General features: G+C 35.7%; 1 protein-coding gene (cut by a window edge). It reads right to left on the bottom strand.

Translation table 11 applies throughout. The annotated features are described in order from the left end of the window. Positions 1–23,907: the 5' portion of a hyperosmolarity resistance protein Ebh gene (gene ebh / locus CD116_RS06790; protein ID WP_103325226.1), read on the bottom strand. Its footprint begins 7,611 nt before the window's first position; 23,907 of the gene's 31,518 nt are visible here — the first part of the coding sequence; it begins with the start codon at positions 23,905–23,907; the stop codon falls past the left edge of the window.

The following is a 23,907-nucleotide window of genomic DNA, read 5'->3' as shown; positions in this document are numbered from 1 at the left end:
ATTTGTATATGCCGTTTGTTTATCGGCATCAGCATCGTGGTAGTTCTCACTTGATTTTACAGTATCTTTGTTTGCAATACCTTGTTTCAAGTTACCCATTGCTGTATTCACATTTTGTGCATTTTGTTTAGTTTGTTCAACTGTAGCTAACGCTTGTGCTTGATTGATTTGGTTTCGTAATGCATCACGTTGTGGTTGATTTAAGTCACGTAACGTATCAAGATTTGCTATAGCTTCTTGTTTCGCTTGTGCTAATTTTTCATCACCGTTTAAAGCATCTTTCGCTTGATTCATAGTTGTAACTGCTTGGGTTACTGCATCAGGTGTTAATACGGGTGTTAGTGTGCCATTTGCGATTTGTTGCGCTTGGTTAGCTGCATTGTTATATGCTTGTTGTTTATCTTGATCCGCTTGTGTAAAGTCAACTGATTGTGGTACTTGACTGTTTGCTTGAATTTGTTGTTTCAACGTACCCATTGCATTATTTAATGCATCAGCATTTTGCTTAATAGCATTAACACCTGTAACAAGTTCTGCATGTGACACTTGGTCTTTTAACGCTGCTTTTTGTGGTTGATTTAAGTTTGGTAACTGATCAATGGCTGTATTCGCATTGTCTTTGGCAACTTGTAAGTTGTGATTACCGTTTAAATCACCCTTAGATTGAGTCACTTGTTGTAACGCTTGAGCCACTTGTTGTGGATCTACGTTTGCATTTGGTGTACCACTAATAATTTGTTCAGCATGTGTTACGGCATTGTTATATGCATTTTGCTTATCAGGATCTGCATTGACAAAGTTACCATTTGCTTTAGTTTGCTCTTTATCTGCAATTCCTTGTTTCAATTGTGTCATTGCTTGATTTAAATCTTGTGCTGTTTGCTTAACCGCGTTTACATTTGCAACAGTTTGCGCAGCATCGGCTTGTTGTTTTAACGCATCTTTTTGTGCTTGATTTAAATCATTTGCATTTGTAATTACTTGTTTCGCTGCATCTTTTGCACGTTGTACATTGTCATTACCATTTAATGCTTGTTTCGCTTCGTTCACGCGTTGCATCGCTTGTTCCACTTCAGTTTGACTTGCATTACCACCATTTGCTTTAGATAAAATACCTTCTGCATGTGCAACTGCATTAGTATAAGCATCTTTCTTAGCTTGATCTGCATCAGTAAAGTTAATGCTATTTAATGTCTCAGTTTTATCTTGTAATGCATTACTTAAGTTAGTCATTGCATTATTCAGATTTTGAGCATTTTGCTTAACATGATTAACTGTTGCAATATCAGGTGCTTGTTCAACTTGCGTTGTTAACGCTTGTTTTTGGGCATCATTTAAATGATCTAATGTACCAAGCGTTGACTTAGCATCTTGTTTAGCATCAGCTAATTTTTGATTACCGTTAAGTGCTTGATTTGTGTCATTTACTTTTGTTAATGCTTGTTGAATTGTATTTGGATCCATTGTTGGATTTGTTGTTTGTTTCAACAATTCTTCTGCTTTTGTTACTGCATTATCATATGCTGTTTGTTTGTCAGTATCAGCATCGTGATAGTTTTCGCTACCTTTAATTTGTGCTTTATCAGCAATACCTTGTTTCAATTGTGTCATCGCATCATTAAGCGTTGTTGCTGCTTGTTGAATTGCATTGACGTTTGGTACAAGTGTACCTTGCGTAATTTGTCTGTTATATTCGTCACGTTGCGCTTGATTCAAGTTTGGCAATTGCTCAATAGCATGTTGAACATTTTGTTTCGCAGTTGCTAAGTTCGTATTACCATTTAAATCATTTTTAGCTTGTGTAACTTTATTTAATGCTGCAGTAATTTCACTAGGTGTAACGACAACATCAGGCGAACCACTAATTAATGCTTCAGCTTTGGCTATTGCTTGTTTATATGCATTTTGTTTATCAGGATCTGCATTGACAAAGTTACCATCTGCTTTCGTTTGATCTTTATCTGCAATTCCTTGTTTTAATTGTGTCATCGCATTATTTAACTCTTGAGCCGTTTGTTTAATATTGTTCACTCCAGCTACAGTCGTTGCATTTTGTGCTTGTTGTTTTAATGCATTTTTCTGTAATTGGTTAAGATCATTAGAGTTATTAATTAAAGCAGTTGCTTCGTCTTTTGCATGTTGAACATTGGCATTACCATTTAATGCTTGTTTTGCGACACTAACTTGTTGTATTGCTTGCTCAACTTCAGTTTGTGTTGCATTGCCGCCGTTAGCTTTTGAAATAATATTTTCAGCATTTGTAACAGCAGTGTTATATGCTTGTTGTTTTGCTTGATCTGCATCAGTGAAGTTAACTGCTGCTTTAGTAGCATCTTTGTCAGCAATCGCTTGTTTCAAGTTACCCATCGCTGTATTTAAGTTTTGCGCATTTTGTTTAATTTGATTTGCTTCATCAACAGTATGCGCGCCATTAATTTGATCAGTAACAGTTTGTTTCTGCGCATTATTTAAGTTATCTAATGAACCTAAAGATTGCGTCGATTGTTGCTTAGCTGCCTCTAAATTTTCATTACCATTCAAAGCATTTTTAGACGTACTTACTTGTCCAGCAGCTTGAGTGATTACCGTCGCATCTAATGTTGGATTAGTCGTTTGATTGATAATACCTTGTGCAGTTGTTACTGCATTATTGTATGCATGCTGTTTATTCGGATTTGCATCGGTATAATTTTGGTTTTGTTTTGTTGTCGCATTATCTGCAATGCTTTGACGTAATTTATCCATTGCTGCATCAACATTGTTTGCTTTTTGTTCATTACCTTGTGCTTCTGCAACAGTAGTCGATTGTTGTACCAATTGTTTTAATGCCTCTTTTTGTGCATTTGTTAAATGGCTTAGACCGTCAATTGCTGTATTCGCATGTTGCTTAGCTTTTTCAAGGTTTTGAGAACCATTAAGCGCTGCTTTTGTTGCATTCACTTGATTCATAGCTGCTTCAACTTGATCTTTAGGTACATTCGTACCTGTAGATTTATTTAAAATACTTTCAGCATTATGAACCGCTTCATTGTATGCATTTTTCTTCTCTGGATCTGCATCTGCAAAGTTTTGACTGCCAAGTGTAGTGTCTTTATCATTCAAGCTGTTTTTCAAGTTACCCATCGCTGTATTCAGTTCCTGAGCTGTTTGAATGGCTTGCGTTACTTCAGCTATAGTGTGCGCTTGATTGATGCTTCCAGTAACAGCACCTTTTTGTGCATTGTTTAAGTTATCTAACGTAGATAATGTTTGATTTGCATTGTTTTTAGCATCTGTTACTTTTCTATCACCATTTAACGCTTGCTTAGTAGTTGTTACAGTTGAAAGTGCTGCTTCAACTTGTGATTGGTTCGCATTTGTACCATTTGCTTGATTAATAATATTTTCAGCTGCAGTTATCGCATTGTTGTATGCTGTTTGTTTTTCTGGATCTGCATCTGTAAAGTTAACACTTTGTTTCACTTGATCTTTGTCATGGATTCCGTTGATTAAGCGTTCCATTGCTTGATCTAATTGTTCAGCTTTTGTCTTCACTTGATTTACTGTGCTGATGTTTGGTGCATTTGTCACTTGCGTTTTTAAATCTTGCTTTTGAGCATTATTTAAATGACTTAATTGGTTGATGTTAGCAATTGTTTCTTGCTTTTTATTCGCTAAGTTATGTACACCATTAAGCGCAGTTTTGTTTGTGTTCACTTGATTAGCTGCTTGTGTTACTGCAGATGGATCAAGTGTTGGTTGATTAGTTGCATTAATGATATTTTCAGCACTAGTAACAGCTGTGTTGTATGCATTTTGTTTATCCGTATCTGCATCAACATATGGTTGACTCGCTTTTACTTCATCTTTATTCGCAATGCTATTTCGAAGTTGATTCATGGCATTGTTAAGATTTGTAGCGTTGTCTTTCACACTTTGTACACCAGTTACTTGTGTCGCATTATCAATTTGGCCAGTAATATTTTGTTTTTGTGCATCAGATAAATGTGTCATTTGACGTAATGCATCTTTAGCTTGTTGCTTCGCAGTTGCTAAGTTTGAATCACCATTTAAACCTGTTTCAGCATTATTTACACGTTGTGTTGCCGTTGTGACATCAGCTGCATTTGTAATCACATTAGGTGAACCATTTACAATGTTTTTCGCTGCATTATATGCATCTGTGTAAGCACCTTGTTTATCAGGACTCGCGTTAGTGTAATTACCACCAGCTACAATTGTGTCATGATCAGCAATTGCTTGTTTTAATTGATTCATCGCATTATTAAGTGATGTAGCACTATTTTTCAGGTCAGTTACACCTGATACGCGTTGTGTAGCGTTCACTTGTTGTTTTAATGCTGTTTTTTGCGGTGTATTCAAATGTGTCAAGTTATCGATAGCTTGTGTAGCTTCAGTTTTAGCGCGTTGTAAATTCGCGTCACCGTTTAAAGCATTTTCAGTAGACGTTACACTTTGAATTGCTTGTTCAACAGCTTGCTTATCTTTATTCGCGCCTTGATCTTTATTTAAGTAAGATTCAGCTTGTGTGATGGCATTATCAAATGCTGACTTCTTAGTTGGATCTGCGTCGATGTAGTTTTCGCTCGCTTTAGTTTGATCTTTATTTGCGATTGCTGATTGTAATCGTTGCATTGCGTTATCTAAATCTTGCGCTTTCGTTTTAACTCCATTTACACCGTTGACTGTTGTAGCGCCATCGATTTGTAATGTTAAATCTTGTTTTTGTGCATTATTTAAGTGTGTTAATGTACCTAAGTTTGCTTTAGCATCTGATTTTGCTTGTCTTACATTTGCATCACCGTTTAAAGTATTCTTAGCAGTCGTTACTCGACTTAATGCGGATTCAACTTGTGCTTTTGTCATATTTTGACCGTGTGCTTTATCTAAAATACCTTGCGCATTCGTAACAGCATTTGTGTAAGCATCTTTCTTACCTTGGTCAGCATCTGTAAAGTTCACTTGTTGTTTAACAGTGTTTTGGTCATTAATACCATTTTGAAGTTGACCCATTGCTGTATTTAATTCATTAGCAGTATTTTGTGCAGCAGTTACTTCTGCTACTGTCGTTGCATTGTCGATTTGACTAGTTGCCGCAGTTGATTGCGCGTTATTCAAGTTACTATATGAAGCTAATGCACGTTTCGCTGCTTCTTTCGCTTGAGCAACTTTATTATCACCATTCAAGTCATTTTTAGCTTGATTCAATTGGCTAAGCGCTGCTTGAACTTGTGTTTCATTCGCGTTGCTGCCATTAGCATTAGTAATTGCTTCTGCTTGTGTAACCGCAGTATCATACGCTTGTTGTTTAGGTTGATCCGTATCTGTGTAATTGACACTACGTTTCGTATTATCCTTTTCAGCAAGTGCATGTTTCAAATTACCCATTGCTGTGTTTAACGATGTTGCTTTATTTTTAGCCGCTGTGACAGCTGCAAGATTTGGTGCTTGATCCACTTCAGCATTTGCCGCAGTTCGTTGTGCATTGTTCAAGTCTGTCAAACGACCGATATCTGATTTCGCAGTTTGTTTTGCTGCTGCTAATTTTTCATCACCGTTCAATGCAGACTTCGCACTGTTCACTTGGCTAGCTTTTTGGTTAATCGTATCTGGATTCATTTCAGGATTATTCGTTGCACTAATAATACCCTCAGCATCAGATACTGCACGGTTGTATGCATTTTGTAAATCTGCATTCGCGTCTTGATAATCTTCGCTTGATTTAGTTGCATCTTTAGAAGCAATACTTTGTCTTAATTGATTCATTGCTTGATTTAAAGTACCAGCATTTGCTTGAATACCTTGAACACCAGCAACAGTCGTACCGCTTTCGATTTGCGATGTTAAGTTTGCTTTTTGAGCATTAGTTAAATGTGACATTGTCGCTAATTGTTGTTTAGCTGTGTTCTTAGCTTCATTTAATCGCGCGTCACCATTTAATGCTGACTTAGCAGTATTCACACGTTGTAATGCTTGTTCAACCGCTGCTTTATTGTCATTTGAACCAGCTGTTTTATCTAATAACGTTTTAGCTGCTGTTACAGCATCATTATATGCTGTTTGTTTATCTCTATCTGCATCAGTATATTTCTGAGCTGCTTTTGTAGCTGTTTCATCATTAATACCACTTTGTAAGTTGCTCATTGCAGTATTTAATTCAGATGCCGTTGTAGACACTTGATTTACACCTGCAACTGTTGTCGCACTATCAATTTGTGATTTCAAAGCTTCTTTTTGTGCATTATTAATAGACGTTAGGTTATTTAATGCATTTTTCGCGTTTGTCTTAGCATTCGCAACATTTTGATTACCGTTCAATTCGTTTTTAGCACGTTGTACATTTTGTAACGCAGTTTCGACACCGTCTTTTGCAGTATTTGGACCTTGTGCTTTATTTAAAATTTGTTCAGCTTGCGTCACTGCATTTGTATATGCATTACGTTTCGCCTCATCTGCATCAGTGAAGTTAACACCTTGCTTAATCGTATTTTGATCTTGAATACCATTTTTCAAGTTCGTCATAGCTGTATTTAATGCATCCGCATTATTTTGTGCTTGTGTTACTTCATTAACATGCGTTGCACCTTCGATTTGACGTTTCACTGCATCTTTTTGAGCGTCAGTTAAGTCACTTAAGCCATTCAAATGTTGCTTCGCATTTGTTTGCGCAGTTCTTAAGTTTTCTTGACCATTTAAGGCTTGTTGTTTAGCTGTCACTTGCTCTTTCGCTTGATTGATATCTTGCGCATTCATAGTTGGACTAGATGTTTGACCAATGATTGCTTTTGCTGCAGAAACTGCATTGTTGTAGTCAGTTTGTTTGCTTTGACTTGCATCAGTGTAGTTTTGAGCTGCTTTAATCGTTGATTCATTCGCAATGCTATCTCGTAGACCTTTCATTGCAGTGTTCAATGTTTGTGCATTATCACGAACAGTTTGAACATTTGGCAACGTCGTCGCTTGACCCACTTGTTCTTTAAGTTTTGCTTTTTGCGGACCATTTAATGAAGTTAAACCATCAATTGCTGTGTTAGCATTTTGTTTCGCTACTTCTAAATTATGATTACCGTTTAACTGCGTCTTCGCATTCGTTACTTGTGTTGCTGCATTTGTAACATCTGATGGTGTTAACGTTGGTGTTGGTGTACCACTAACGATATTTTCTGCAGCTGTCACTTTTTCATCATATGCTTGACGTTTATTCGCATCAGCATTGACATAGTTACCACTAGCTTTTATCTCAGTTTTATCAGCAATGGCATGTTTTAAAGCTGTCATCGCAGTATTTAATTCAGTCGCATTATGTTTGACACCATTTGCTGCAGATACGCGTCCCGCACTCGTTACTTGTGCTTTTAAAGCTTCTTTTTGTTTCGTATTTAAGTCCGAAGCATTTGTAATAGCTGTGTTAGCATCCTGTTTCGCACGATTTAAGTTTTGAATACCGTTTAATGCAGTATTGGTTTGTGTAACAGCTTGCATTGCTCTTTCAACATCTGCTTTAGATGTATTACCACCAGCTGTTTTATTTAAAATTGTAGCTGCTGCATTTACTGCTTGAGAATAAGCTGTTCGCTTAGCATCATCAGCATCTTGATAATTTTGACTTTGTAACGTCGTGTCTTTATCCCGAATTGATGATTCTAATTGACCCATAGCACCATCTAATTGTTGTGCTTTGACTTTAACTGTATTAACACCATCAATATTTGTTGCTTGTGTAATTTCATTATCTAATGCAGTACGTTGTGCATTATTAATGTGTGTTAATGCACCTAACGTTTGTTTCGCAGTGGTTTTAGCTTCATTTAATTTCGCATCACCGTTCAACGCCGTCTTCGTACTATTCACATTTTGTAATGCTTGTTCAACTGCTGCTTTGTCTACATTTTGACCACTAGCTTTTGTTAAAATTGCTTTCGCTGCAGATACTGCTTGATCATAAGCTGATTTCTTACTTGGCTCAGCATCTAGATATTTCTGAGTTTGTTTTGTTTGTGTCTCATCATTGATACCGTTTTGTAAACTATGCATTGCGTTATTTAATTCTGTTGCTTTTGCAGATTCTTGATTTACACCAGCTACTGTTGTTGCACCATCAATACTATGCGTTAACGCATCTTTTTGTGCATTGTTGATTGATGTAAGGTTATTCAAACCATTTTTTGCAGTTGTCTTAGCTTGAGCTAAGTTTTGTGCACCATTTAGTGCATGTTCTTTAGATGTCACTTGTGATGTTGCTTGCGTAATAGTACTTGGTTCCATCGTTGGGTTCGATGTTTGATTAATGATTGCTTGTGCTGAGGTTACTGCACTATCGTATTCATTACGATTATTTGGACTTGCGTCAGTGTAGTTTTGACCTGCTTTAATCGTTGCTTCATTCGCAATACTATCTTTCAAGCCTTTCATCGCTGTGTTCAACGTTTGAGAACTATTTTTCACGGTTTGAACGCCTTCTAATGTAGTCGCACTTTGAACTTGTTCTTTTAATTTTGCTTTTTGTGCATTATTCAATTGTGCTAAGCCATCAATTGTATTGTTAGCATGCTCTTTCGCTACACGTAAGTTGTTATCACCATTTAATGCTGTTTTAGCTGCATTTACTTGTGAAGTCGCACTATTTACGTCATTGACTGTTAATGTCGCATTCGGTGTACCACTAGTTATATTTTCAGCGTTCGTCACTTTTGAATCATACGCTTGACGTTTTTCTTGATCAGCATTGACATAATTACCGCTCGCTTTTGTTCTTTCTTTATCAGCAATAGCTGCTTTAAGTGCTGTCATCGCGCCGTTCAATTCAGTAGCTGTATGTTGAACATTATTTGCATCAGATACACGTTGTGCATTGTTAACTTGTGTTTTTAATGCATCTTTTTGTTTTTGGTTTAAGTCATGTGCGTTGTTAATTGTGTTCGTCGCATTTGTTTTAGCTTGAGCTAAGTTTTGAGTTCCATTTAACGCTGCTTTTGTTGTATTGACTTGATTCGCCATGCCATTAATCGCATTTACATCCATATTTGGATTGTTAGTTGCATTAATAACGGCATTGGCATTATTAACAGCAGTATTGTAATTATTTTTGTTGCTATCAGATGCATCAAGATAATTTTGACTTGTTTTCGTCGTATTATCATTTTGGATACTTGTACGTAATGCACCCATCGCAGTATTTAACGTATTCCCTTTATCTTTAACACCATTTACACCCGCTACATTTTGTGCTTGATCAACCTGATGCTTCAAGTTGTCCTTTTGTAATTGTGTTAAGTTTGGTAAACCATTAATTGTATTTGTAGCTGTTGTCTTCGCAGTTCTTAAGTTTTCAGTACCATTTAAAGCAGCTTTCGCCCTTGTAACTGCATTTAATGCATTATCGACGTCTGCTTTAGATGTGTTTCCACCAGTTTGTTTATTTAAAATGCCTTCAGCCGCTGTGACAGCTTGCGTATATGCATTTCGTTTTGATTCATCCGCATCAAGATAATTTTGATTTCTTAATGTAGCATCTTTATCACTGATTGAACTTTGTAAACTATTCATTGCACCATCTAATGCATTGGCATTAGTTTTAACGGAATTGACATCATCCACCGTTGTTGCATGATTGATTTGACTTTCTAATGCAGTACGTTGCGTATTAGTAATATGGTTTAAAGTACCTAGATTTTGTTTCGCAGCTGCTTTAGCTTCTGTTAATTTAGCGTCACCATTCAATGCATCTTTCGTACTTGTGACTTGTTGTAAAGCACGGTCAACTGCTGCTTTATCTGAATTTGATCCAGTTTGTTTATTTAAAATTGCTTTCGCTGCAACTACAGCTTGATCATAAGCAGTTTTCTTACTTTGCTCTGCATCACGATATTTTTGAGTTTGTTTTGTTGCATTTTCATCGTCAATACCATGTTGTAATTGACCCATAGCTGTATTAAGTTCATTTGCAGTTTGTTGGATACTTGTTACATTTGCAACACGTTGTGCACTTGTCACTTGTACTTTCAGTGCATCTTTTTGCGCTTTATTTAAGTTAGTAGCACCATCGATGGCATTTGTTGCTGTTTGTTTTGCTTGCGTTAAATTATGTGTACCATCTAATGCATTTTTCGTTGATGTCACTTGTGTAGCGATTTGCTTAATTGCATTAGCATCCATATTTGGATTGCTTGTTGCATTAATGACACCATTAGCACTATCAACAGCATTGTTATAGTTTGTTTTGTTACTTTCTGTAGCATCAAGATAGTTTTGGCCATTTTTCGTAGCTGTGTTATCTTGAATGCTATTTCTTAACGTACCCATAGCACCATTTAAGGTGTTAGCACTTGATTTAACAGTATCTACACCTGCAACATTTTGTGCTTGTTGCACTTGTTGTTTCAATTTATCTTTTTGTGCAGTTGTTAAATGTTGAAGTCCGTTTATAGTAGTGTTTGCATTTGATTTAGCTTGCTCTAAATTATGGTTACCATTTAGGGCACCTTTCGCATTTGTCACTTGTGACAACGCGTTTTCAACGGCAGCTTTGTCTAAATTTGATCCACTATTTTTGTTTAAAATATTTTCTGCGTTCGTAACGGCTTGAGTATAAGCAGTTTTCTTATCTGAATCAGCATCATGATAGTTTTCGCTCGCTAAAGTATTCGCTTTATCATTAATACCATTTTGCAAGTTAGCCATCGCTGTATTCAATTGTGTACCTGTATGAGATACCGCTTCAACACCAGCTACTGTTGTTGCTTGATCAATTTTAGTTGTTAAGTCACGTTTTTGCGCATTATTAATTGAAGTTAAGTTATTTAATGCATTTTTAGCTGCATTCTTCGCATTTGTAACGTTTTGATCACCATTCAATGCATTTTTAGCACTTGAAACATTTTGAATAGCCGCTTCAACATCCTGTTTAGAAGTATTTGCACCTTGTGTTTTATTCAAGATTGTTTCAGCTCTACTTACTGCATTTGTATAAGCATCACGTTTAGCTTTATCTGCATCAGTGAAGTTAACACCTTGTTTAACTGTGTTTTGATCATGGATAGCTTGTTCCAAATTACTCATTTGCGTATTCAAATCAGTTGCTGCATTTTTAGCAGATGTTACCTCACTCACATGACCTGCATGATCAATTTGCGATGAGATTGCAGTTTTTTGGTTATTTGTTAAGTGTGATAATGTACTTAAGTTTTGCTTAGCAGTGTTTTTGGCATTGCTTAAGTTTTCAGCACCGTTTAGTCCATTATTAGCATTAGTAACTTGAGATGTTGCTTGGGTAATTGCACTAACATCCATAGTTGGATTATTAGTTTGATTAATGATGCTTTTCGCATTTGACACCGCGCTATTATATGCTGATTGGTTATTCGGACTTGCGTCAGTATAGTTTTGACTAGCTTTGACTGTTGTTTCGTTAGCAATACTATCTCTTAAGACTTTCATTGCATTATTCAATCCTTGTCCATTTGTTTGAACAGATTGTACATCTTCTAATCTATTAGCTTGTTCCACTTGTTCTTTTAATTTAGCTTTTTGAGGCGTATTTAATTGTGCTAATGCATCAATAGCAGTATTGGCGTTTTGTTTTGCTACACGTAATCTTTCGTCACCATTTAATTCTTGTTTCGCGCTGTTCACTTGATTAGCAGCAGCTGTTACTTCTGAAGGTGTTGTAACAACTGTTGGCGTACCGCTAATAATATGTTCAGCATTGGTAACTTTAGTTGTGTATGCATTTTGTTTAGTGCTATCGGCGTTAACATATTTACTACTTGCTAACGTATTCGTCTTATCTGCGATGGCATGTTTTAAAGTACCCATTGCCGTGTTCAGTTCAGTCACATTACGTTGTACATCTTGTGCATTAGAAACGCGTTGAGCACCATTGGCTTGTGTTTTTAATGCATCTTTTTGTTTTTGATTTAAATCAGATGCGCCATTGATTGCTGTAATCGCTGCTTGTTTCGCATTATTTAAGTTTTGCGTACCATTTAATGCATGTTTAGCACTATTAACATTATTAAGTGCTTGTTCGACTGCAGTTTTCGCTGTATTCGGTCCAGTTTGTTTATTTAAAATTGTTTCTGCAGCTGATACAGCTTGATTGTAAGTATTACGTTTTTGCTCATCAGCATCTAAGAAGTTTTGGCTCGCTAATGTTCCAGATTTATCGTTGATAGCAGTTTGTAAGTTACCCATTACGCCATCTAAACTGTTCGCACTTTGTTTAACAGATTCAACACCAGCTAAGTTTGTAGTTTGTGAAATTTGACTTGTTAAATCATTGCGTTGTGCTGTAGTGATATGTGTTAACGTACCTAAATGTTGTTTCGCTGCGTTTTGAGCTGCAATTAATTTTGCATCGCCATTCAATGCATCATTCGCAGTATTCACACGTTGCAATGCTGCTTCAACTGCATTTTGCGCAGTGTTTGGACCTGTCGATTTATTTAAAATCGCTTTCGCTGCAGCAATAGCATTATCATACTCTTGTTGTTTATTTGTATCAGCATCACGATATTTCTCAGATGATTTCACTTGAGATTCGTTGTTAATACCACTTTGTAAACTAGCCATAGCTTGGTTTAGATGTTGTGCATTTTGTTTTACAGAATCTACACCACTCACTCTTGTCGCACTAGTAATTTGGCTATTCAAATTGTTCTTTTGATTATCTGTAATACTTGTCAATGTGTTTAAGTATGTTTTCGCATTTTGTTTTGCTGTAGCTAAGTTTTCATCACCGTTAAGTGCTGTCTTAGTACTATTCACTTGCTCTGCTTTTTGTGTAATCGTACTTGGATTCATTTCCGGATTACTATTTGCATTAATAATCGTTTCAGCAGTAGCTACTGCGTTGTTATATGCTGTTTGCTTATCATTATTAGCATCTACGTAATCTTCACTTGCTTTAGTCGCATCTTTGTTGGCAATACTTTGTCTCAACGTATTCATCGCTTGATCTAATGTATTCGCATTTGATTGAACCGTTTGAACACCAGCGACAGTCGTACCACTGTTAATTTGATTTGTTAAATTCGTTTTTTGTGCAGTTGTTAAATGCGTCATATTATTTAACTGCTGTTTCGCTGTTTGCTTCGCTTGATCTAATAAACGCGTACCATCTAAGTTGTTTTTAGCTGAATTCACTTGATTCATCGCTTCAGTAACTTGATCTTTCGTTTTATTAGCGCCACGTGCTTGATTTAAAATATCTTTCGCAGCTTGTACTGCATTTGTGTATGCTGTTTTCTTACTTGGTGTCGCATCTTGATAATTTTGACTATTAAGTGTCGTTTGTTCATCATTGATTGCGCCTTGCAAGTTACCCATCGCTGTATTTAAATCTGTACCTTGTTGTTTAACAGTATTTACGCCAGCAATATTTGATGCAGCATTAATTTTAGATTTAACATCTGCTTTTTGTGCATTATTTAAATGTGGTAATGCATCAATTGCGCTTGCAGCATCTGTTTTAGATTGTGCTAATTTTTCATCACCATTTAATCCATTTTTATTAGTAGTAACAGCTGAAGTTGCAGGATTAACATCATCAACAGACATTGTCGGATTAGCAGTTTGATTAATGATTGTTTCAGCACTTGAAACAGCGCTGTTATATGCGTTTTGTTTAGCTGTATCTGCATCCGCATAATCTTCTGTACGTTTCACTTGATCTTTATCTGCAACAGCTTGTCTTAAATTACCCATTGCACTATTTAAGTTTGTTGCATTTTGCTTAATCGAATTAACTGTCTCGATTTGATGCGCACCATTAATTTGCGATTGTAAGTTTTGATGTTGTGCATTATTCAAGTTATTTAATTGACCTAATGCAGTGTTCGCTTCTTGTTTCGCAGTATTTAATTTTGTATTACCATTCAATGCTTGTTCTTTACTTGTGACATTTGACAATGCATTGTTAACATCACTTGGTGTTATAACTGGATGTTGTGCATTACCATTAATAATATCATTCGCATGGTTGTATGCATTGTTGTAATCATTTTTCTTATTAGTATCTGCGTTGACATAATTATCACTTTGTACGACTTGGTTATGATTAGCAACGCCACGTTTTAAACCTGTCATAGCAGTATTTAAGCTTTGAGTCGTTTGTTTAATATCATTTACTGCTTGTACATTTTGAGCGCTATTTACTTGTTGTGTTAATGCATTCTTTTGTGCTTGGTTTAAATCACTTGCATGCGTAATCGCATTTGTTGCTTCTGTTTTCGCACTTTGTAAGTTTTGTTGACCATCTAAAGCATCTTTCGTCGATTTAACAGATGCTGCTTTTTGGTTCACTGTATTAACATCCATCGTTGGATTATTTGTTTCTCCAATGACACCTTTAGCCGCAGTAACTGCATTATCATAAGCTTGTTTATTAGCTTGTGTTGCGTCAGTGTAATTTTGATTTGATTTAATTGCATTATTATCCGCAACACTTTCTTTTAGCTTAGTCATCGCATTATTTAAAGCTGTAATGTTAGACTTAATTGTTTCAAGTGCAGCATGATTTGGTGCAGTGTTAATTTGTTGCGTGAAATTATTTTGTTGTGCTTGGTTTAAGTTAGATGCACCATGTAACGTATTTAACGCTGGTTGTCTATCTAATGTTAATCCTTGACGTACTGTATTTAATTGATCCTTAGCTTGGTTTGCTTCTGCCACTTTATCATTGATATTATGGACAGTTGGGTTACCATTCAACACTTGATTAATTTCAGTTAACTTTTGACGTGCTGCTTGTAATTTTTGGTTATACGCATTTAACGAAGCGGTCGTCATACCTGTTGTATCCGTTGGTTGATTAATGCTTTGTTCTAATTGCGTTTTCGCAGTTTGAAGCGGTGCTTTATCTGGTGTTAACGCTTGACGTGCATGATCCAAATCAGATTTAGCTTGATTTGCTGCAGTCGTATTTGTATTGATTTGATCTACTGTAGGTGAACCTGCTAATACTTGATTGATTTGTTGAATCTTATTACGTGCAGCCGTTAACTTCGCATTATAAGCATTTACAGAGTCTTGCGTCATACCAGTTGTACTTGTTTGCGTGTCAATACTATGTTGTAGTTGAGTTTTCGCATTTTCTAAAGGTGCTTTATCGACAGTTAATCCATTACGCGCTTGATCAAGTGCTGATTTCGTAGCATTCGCTGCTGTCACGTTTTGACGAATCGTTGCAACATCTGGATGAGACGCTAATACACGATTGATTTCTTGAATTTTAGTTCTAGCTGCTGAAAGTTTTTCATTAAATGTAGCTACAGATGCACTTGTCATACCTGTCGTACTTGTATGCTGGTCAATATCATTTTGTAACTCTGTTTTAGCAATATTTAATGGTGCTAGGTCAGGTGTTAATCCAGCAATTGCTTGTTTTAAACTATTGTATTTTTCTTCTACTTTCGTTTTCTCAGAAGCAATTTGTTGGTCTGTTGCATCACCATTATTAATAACATTTTGTGCGTTTGTTGATTCTGTTTGACCCGCACGCTTAGCACTTTCATAAGCTTGGATTGATGATTGTGTCATACCATCAGTAGTTACTGATTTATTGATTTCTTCATCAAGTTTCGTCTTAGCTGTTCTTAAAGCACTATTATCAGCTAAAGGTACTAATTGATTAATAGCTTGTGTTAAACGTTCGTTTACACGATTTACATTTGTTAATGCTGTTTGTACTTCTTGTACTGTTCTAATTGGCTTTTGAATAATGGCATTAGCATTATTTTTAGCACTAGTTAAGTCACTTTGAAGTGCATGAATCGAATTATTATAGGCAGTGATACTTGCTGGTTTCTTACCAGTAGTTGTACCTGTGCGATTCAATTGTTGAACTGCTTGTTCCAATTCATGTGTATCTGCAGTTAAATCATGTTTCGCTTGATTTAAAGCTGTTAACGCATTATCTACACGATGTTTTTCATCTGAAATTTGTTGTGCAGATGCATCACCATTATCAATGATACGTTGCGCTGCCGTAATTTCAGTTTCTGCTTCACGTTTCTTCGCATTATAGTTATCAATACTTTGTTGCGTCATACCAGCAGTTGTCGGTACTTGGTTTACAGAACTTTGTAGATTATTTTTAGATGTCACTAATTGGCTATTATCTTCTTTATTTTGAAGTAATGCTTTAGCTTGATTAATCTTAGTTTGTGCTGCACGAACTTTAGTTAGTGCGTCAGAAACTTGTTGTGGTGTTGCACGCTCATTATTAATCACTTGTTGCGCTTCTGTTTTCGCAGTATTGATTTGTTGTTGCGCATTATGAATTGCATTATTGTACTGCGTAATTGTACCTGGCTTTTTACCTTCAGTACTTACTGGATCATCTAAATGGTTTTTAGCTGTGATTAACTCACGTTTATCCGCTTTTGTGAAAATGGACTCTTGTACTTCTTCAGTACTGCCATCATTGTAAGTTACTGTAACAGGAATCGTCGTTGTGCTACCACCAGCTAAATTAGTAGGCATTGCTGTGCCATTTTTAATTGTTGCAGTGCGTTTGTTGTTAGCTTGAACAGCATTGTTAATTTCAGCAGCTGTTACATTTGAACCATAATCTTTTACAATTTCAGTTGTGTTGACAGTATGAGTTGCCGGTGCAGTTAATGTACTTGGATTACTACTTGCTGAGTGACCTGTACCAGCTTTCGGCGTAATTGTGATTGTTGAATTTGGTTTTATAGTATTGGCATTGAACGTCACTTTACCAGTTTGTGCATCTAACGATACATAGTCAGGTTTATTTGCGATTGTCCATTGATTATTTTGACTAAGAACAACAGTAATTGTCTTACTATGTTCTACACCATTACCAATCTTTTCAGTGTAAGCAATATCCATTGCTTGTGTTGGATTAATTAAATGTCCTGATGGATTATTAGACGTGATATCAATATGACCATTTTGCCAAATTTTAGTAGTCGCCTGATTTGGTTGTGGTGCAACGACAGTAAAATCATCACTTCGTTGTTCATCACTGGCTGTTTCACCACTACCTTGAGTTGCAACAACTTGAATCGTGTCAGCTGGATTGAAAGTACCTGCTGCCACTGTAATGCCATTATTTGTTCCAACAATACCTGCCACATTAGCCGCTGAAGTTTCTTTTACCCATGGACTTGTGTTATTACGACGAGTAAAGGTTGTCACAACATTACCATTTCGTTTAATTACTAATTTATCAGCATATGTTGTTACATTACCGGTATGTGTATTAACTGTTTGATTCGCACCAGGTGTAATAGTAATAGCGCCTGCCGTTGTTTCAGTAAGCGTTGGTTTTGCTGGTTGTATATCTTTCACAACAAACTTAGCAGGTTGAGATGTCGCAAATGTATGACCATTATAGATGACATCATACTTAGCGTTAACGACTTTAGCCACGTTCGGTTTATTCATTGCTGTCCAGTTTGCATCATTTGTACCCGTAGTATCACGATTCCATTTATAAGTAAATCCATCAGTTGGCAATCCATTCGGATTTTCAATATGAATATAATTCGAAACTTGAGTTCCATTTGCTAATGTACCACCCACTGTTGTAGTATACGTATTTTGAGGAAAATCAAATTGATATACATTGACAGTTACAGGTAGACGTGTTGCTGTAGAGATACCAGGATAATTTACATCAATATTTAAATGTTGAACGCCAGCTTGCTGATTATTAGGTTGTTGGCCATTAACCCATGTTGCAGTTATACCTGTCGTATTTTGATTAGGCTCAAAAGAAACATAATCAATAGCATTCGTTCCATGTGTTAACGTTTGACCTTTTACATCACGTGTTACAGCTTTTGCAGTTGCTACAGGATAAACTTTTACAGGAATTTCAACATCCCTAGTACCTTGTCCATTCGGTAAAGTTACTACTGCAACTTTATTATAACTACCAACATTATTTTTCCAATTATTAGCATTATCTTGCCAAGCAACAGTTGCTCCTCTTGGTACATTTTGAATAAATCTTTCTACATGACCAAAGTCAAAATTCGTATCACCTTTAATATAAATTGGTCCTGTTGATGTAGGTTGTAATTGTGGTGTTACTCGCACAGAAGCACTATGATTTGAATCAATCTGTTTTCGTTCTGTTACATCAACTACTTGACCTTGATCATTTTGCGTTGTATAGGTAGCATGGTCGTCTACAAGTGATGAATAAACTTTGATATCCCCATTTGGTAGTGCATCACTTACTGTAATAATTGCTGTATTACCTCGGCCATATTCTGTATGTGTAATAGTTAATGGTGTATTATCAGCTTTCAATAATGTTAATGGTGAATTCGTAAGTACATTATTAATTTTAATTTGTTGGTTCGTTAATCCAGCTTTATATGTGACAGAGTTTCCATCTATCCTTGGAGCATCAGGTCTTACTAGTGCTAACACTTTAACATCTTCAGTTTGACCATTAGCATAAGTCACCCTAGCAGTTTTAGACTGCACACCTACAACTGTTGAATTAGGTCCATCATTGTTTAAAAATGCAAAAGACATTCTTGGTTCATCTTCCCATGATTGATTAATCGGTTTTAAATAATCTTTAGCGTAAAAGATATGTTCAACACCTGGGAATTGTCCAACTCTACTTGTAATAAATATTTGTTTTGGCACTGTACGAACTACGCGATAAGTAGATGTTTTGGTAATTGGTGCCGTCTCACCATCAATTAAAATATGAGCAGTTACCGTTATATCTTCACCAATTCGTGTATTATTCTTATCTGGCGCTTGATTTGCCAACCAAGTAATTGTAGCATCTGGCACTGGACTACCATCTTGCAATTTAAAGAAATCTGCAGCAGTGCTTCCCTTACCAGACGGAAAATCTTGCCCTTGAATCGTATATCTAGGATTTGCGATTATATCAGGAATAACATGTTTTACTGGAACATTAACAGTTGTAGAAGTACCATCACTGTAAGTTACAGTTACATTAACACTTGCATTATTTCCAGATCTGTTCACATTACTTACGGTCTTATTAGTGATTTCATTTCGACCTGGTGTTGCATAGTTTCTTCCAGATGCAAGATCTGTCGTTGTTATTGAATTAATTATCGCTTGCTGATCAGCTTGAGATACTGTCGCATTATTCGCAATATTGGCAATTCTTATAGGATTATTAGTTGTTGCCGATGTTGTTACTCGATATTTATCTTTTAAAGGTTTTACTAACACATTAAATGATGTCGTTGCTGTATTTCCACTAGTATCTGTAGCTAATAGATTAATCGTCTTCGTAGTTACGGATGTAACATTTGGTGCTATCAACGACACTTGACGATGATTATTATCAACAGTTCCTGTAATTTGAGATGAACTCGGAACAGTTACAGATTGAATTCCAAAATTATCATTTGCTGTAATTGTATTTGTAAATGTTTCACCTGAAAATACTTGATGATTTGCATAATTACCAACAGTAATCGTTGGATTTGTTACATCACTCGGTACAAAATATATATTTATTACATTAGTATTATTTGCCAAATTAGTATTTAGATGCTCCATATATACTTTTGGTGAATATGGTGATAAATATAATTGCGCCTTGTATACCGAATCTTGTGCATTATGTGTTGAATTATTCTTCAAAACATGATTTATTGTAAAAGCACTTGCACCATTTGCCGCTGGTTCATTAACATTAACGACAGTTGCGTTACTATGATTTGAATGTACATTTGAATTTGTCACAGTTTGCCCACCATATCCATTGGTAGGATTAACAATATCTAAAACTTGAATTACTTGTCCATTATATGTGTATTGTCTTTGACCATCTGAAGAAGGATTCGATTGTGAATAGCCTGTCGTTTTATAATTTGGACGACCACCAGCTTCCGCTTGCACCTTCTCATTACCGTTAATGTTATTTCTCAAACTAGGTACAGTTGTTGTTGCTCTTAATAAAGGTAAAATATCATTTGTGGTAATTTGTCTGCCTAATGTAGCATCATATCTGTAAATAATTGATTTATGATCATTGGACCATTCAAATCCACCATCAGTAGGTCTTGAAGTGATTTTATCGTGTGACCATGTCACTGTATAATCACGTGGAAAATCAATCCATTGTAAAAAGTTCATATGTTCCAAAGTAGATGTAAACGTTTTACTTAACCTACCTTTATGGATATTGACAGTAATCGTACTAGCGTTCGCACCATTTGGCGTATTTGTTACTGTTATATCATTATTATTTAAAGTAATCGCTGCTCTATTTGCATTAATAAAAGCTTGTTTAATTCTTTCAATTTCATTAGTAGTAACATCATATGTCGAAGTACGATATACACGTTGATTACCTTCTGGTTGTGTAATATCTACAACATTGACTTTTAAGAATAAGTTATCTTGATCTTCATGATATGCATTATTTGCTTGAACACGATATAAATAAGTACCAGCATTTTGTTGTGATAGTTGGTCCGCAGTTGGAAGTGTATTTGCACCTGTCATACTAGTAAATGTTGATGATGGTATTGCTTGACCATTACTTAATTTAAAATACTGACTTATATCTCCAATTGTATAGTGTTGACCTTTGGCAATTGTTATTGTTGCCATTTTATGATTACTTCCGTCCAAAAATTCATCTTTAGCTACAGGTTCATACGTCATTACATTGCTAGCATCAATTTCATCTTGAGAGCCATCGCGATAGTTAAACGTAACATTTCCATTATTTGAAACAGTAATCGGATTGCTTGATGCTAAATAGCCATTGATATTCGGATTTTTCGCTTTAATCGTATTTAAAATTCTAGTCTTTTCATCATTGGTTAATGCATTTGGATTTACTACAGTAATTTTTTCAACGTTTCCAAGAACAATCGGGTTTACATCTTCACTAATTTGCCCAACATGCACTGATACATGCTTAGAATGACTATTGTCAGTCGTATTGTTCGCATTATCCGTTGATGAAATTTTGAATGTAATATCACTATTAAATGGTTGATTCATCGATACTGTACCGTTAACAGTCAATGTAGCATTATGATCATTATTTGATTTTACTAAATTAGATGTCCATCCATTTGGTAAAGTGACAATTGGCGTATTCTTTATTCCAGTGTGTTGATCTGATGTCTCAACAGTAAAGTTTACAGTATCACCACGATAATATTTGGCATTTATACCAACTGGTTCATTTAATGTTGGTGGTGTTTCATCTGCTAAAATTGGTACAGCATTACTAAAATTAGAAGCTACATTTTTGTTATAGAAAATTAATGCCTTTATCTCCCTCCCAACTGGCGGTATAAACACACTATACCCTGATGGTTGGATTGTGAGTGTATTATTATAGCCATCCGGTGTTCCACTTGCAATAATTGTGTAATTTTGCGGTACCGATGATGGACTACTATTCCCATCAGTTGTTTGTGGCGTTGGCAAAGCTATATATACTAATGCATCAGGATCTAATGGAACTCCTGATACTGTAATTGGCACTTTCTTGTAAGCTTGTCCTCGTAATTCTTCTGCAGTAGTAGTAATTGTTGGTGGATTTGGTTTGACTCTAATTTCAAAAGGTTGTTCCTTTCTTCCAAAACGAACTGTTGCAAAATAATCACCTGGTGCTAAATTACCAACTAATTCCAAATTTCGTTCTCTAGGACTTCGCGTTCGACGAACAGCATCTTCAATTCTTAATGAAGATGGTAATCCTGTAATTTCCCAATCGTTATCTGCAAAGTTTTCATTACTAGTTAAATTGATACGTAACGGTTGGTTTGCTCTAAAGCTCCCAGACCCTGTATCAACAACTGAATTACTTACTTGCCCTTGATTTACACTGAATACTGGATGTCCAGCTTGACGAGAAATCTGTGAATCAGCAAGGTTTTGAGGATTATCATTTTCAAAAAATTTAATATTATGTTGTACTTCTGGTTTAACTGTTAAATATACTCGTTTTAATGTTTCCTGATTACCTGATCTATCTGGATAGTTAAAACCAATTACTAAAGGAATCTTATTTCCAGTTCGTGCAGCCTCAGCTAACTTACTATCTGAAAATAATTGATTCAAGGCATATTGTTCAAGTGGTTGTGCGGCTACTGGTCTATAGTGATCGACATCTGCATTAGATGGGTAAAATCCAATTATGCTACTGCTTGGTGTTCTAACATAACTTGATACATCTTCAAGAAAATCATCTGTATTTAAATTTGTATTGTCTAAAATTTTCTTTCTAGAAACGTTACCATTTTGTGCTTCAACTAACTTAGTCGAATTCAAATGATACGTACGATCTACTACTTGTGTCAGTCCTGCTAGTCTATTCGCTAAATCCTCATTTGTTTCTTCAAATAACTGGCTATACATATATTTTTGATTATATTCAAATGCTTTACCACCAGCAGCATAATATAATTTCGTTGTTGTAGGGCCTTGAGTTTTAAATGAGATTGTGTAACTAGCATCACCACTACCTATAAATCTATAAATTTTATCAACACCTGAAGTCTGTTGAGTATCACCATTGATGTATTGGAAAATCTGTCTTCCAAACAATTTAGCAGCTTCTGTTGCACCTTCTTCAATAATAAAGTCATCAGCTCTAGCTAAATCTCTTAAACTATTTGTATCTGTTGCTTTGTTTATAATTTTAAAATCACGTGAGCGATTATCATCTACACCGCTGTTCCACATAACATTTAATGGTTGATTAGCTGCACTACCTACACCAGTACTCCAATTAACGTTAGAACCATCACGGCCAACTGTTACAAAAGTCGTCTTATCAACAGGTGTTTGATCACTTGGCAAAGCAAACCAATAAGTCATTTCACCATGGTTCCAATGGCCTTTATTAAATTTAATTATCCATTGATATCCATCTTTTACTTGTTTGACAGTCATTAACGCAATTTCTTTTGCATCAGATGCATTCAAAAGATTATACCTTTTCTTCGGTAAATTGAATGGCCATCTTCTATTTGATGCATTGATATATGTACCTGCGGGATAGCCAGAACCATCATTTGCAGTAGACACATAATAAGATGATTTAGCATTTGCGTAATCGGAAGCTGCCCTTGATTCAATATTACTACGCGTCTCTGGTTGAACAGACCGTTCTTCAATTCGACTAGATTGTCTAACAGGTGCTTGTCTTTTCGGCATAGTGCGAATTAATGCTACGGCGTTTTCTAATTCTTTATATGCAAGTTGCAATTCATTATTATTAATTACCCCATTATTGCCTAACAGCATGTTTATTTTATCAAAAATACCTTTTACATACTTAAATGTTCCAGAATCTGCATTTTCGCGATCAATAAAGCGATAATCATGATAATTTGCGTCAAAAAATGCTTGTAATTCGTTGCGATCATGGTGAACATTACCACTATCATCCGATACGCCTGAAGCTGTCACTACATTAGCTCGATGACTATCTACGTGAGTTACCTCATTAGCATTTGCAGAATAATCTGCAGAACGACTTTCATTGTGTTTAAGATTACCCTCAGAAATATTTGATTGTTCTTTCGCAGCAACTTTTGTTTCTATCTTAGCTTGTGTATTTTGAGATACAGTTTGTTGCTGTTTAGAAGTAGATGGTTGTGCTGCATTGGCATCTACACTGTTAGTTATACTATTAGTTGGTTGTTCATTTACATGAGTAGTATCCAATGATTGACTATCTTGAGAATTTTGAGAATTTTGTACTTGAGATTTTCCATTCTCAGTCTGCTCATTACTACTTTGTTGCTTCTGTTTCACCACGCTTGCTGGTTGGTTTGTCTCAGTAGCTTGTGCTTGTGATGTATTTAATCCTAAAAACACCAATGTCGCAATAACAGTTGAGAAAGTCCCAACGGTATATTTACGAATACTAAACTTTTGAATTTTGTCACGATAATTCAC

Source organism: Staphylococcus schweitzeri (genome assembly GCF_002902405.1).
Classification (GTDB): Bacteria; Bacillota; Bacilli; order Staphylococcales; family Staphylococcaceae; genus Staphylococcus; species Staphylococcus schweitzeri.
Note: the sequence above shows the minus strand (reverse complement) of the source record. Positions and strands in the feature narration are given on the sequence as shown.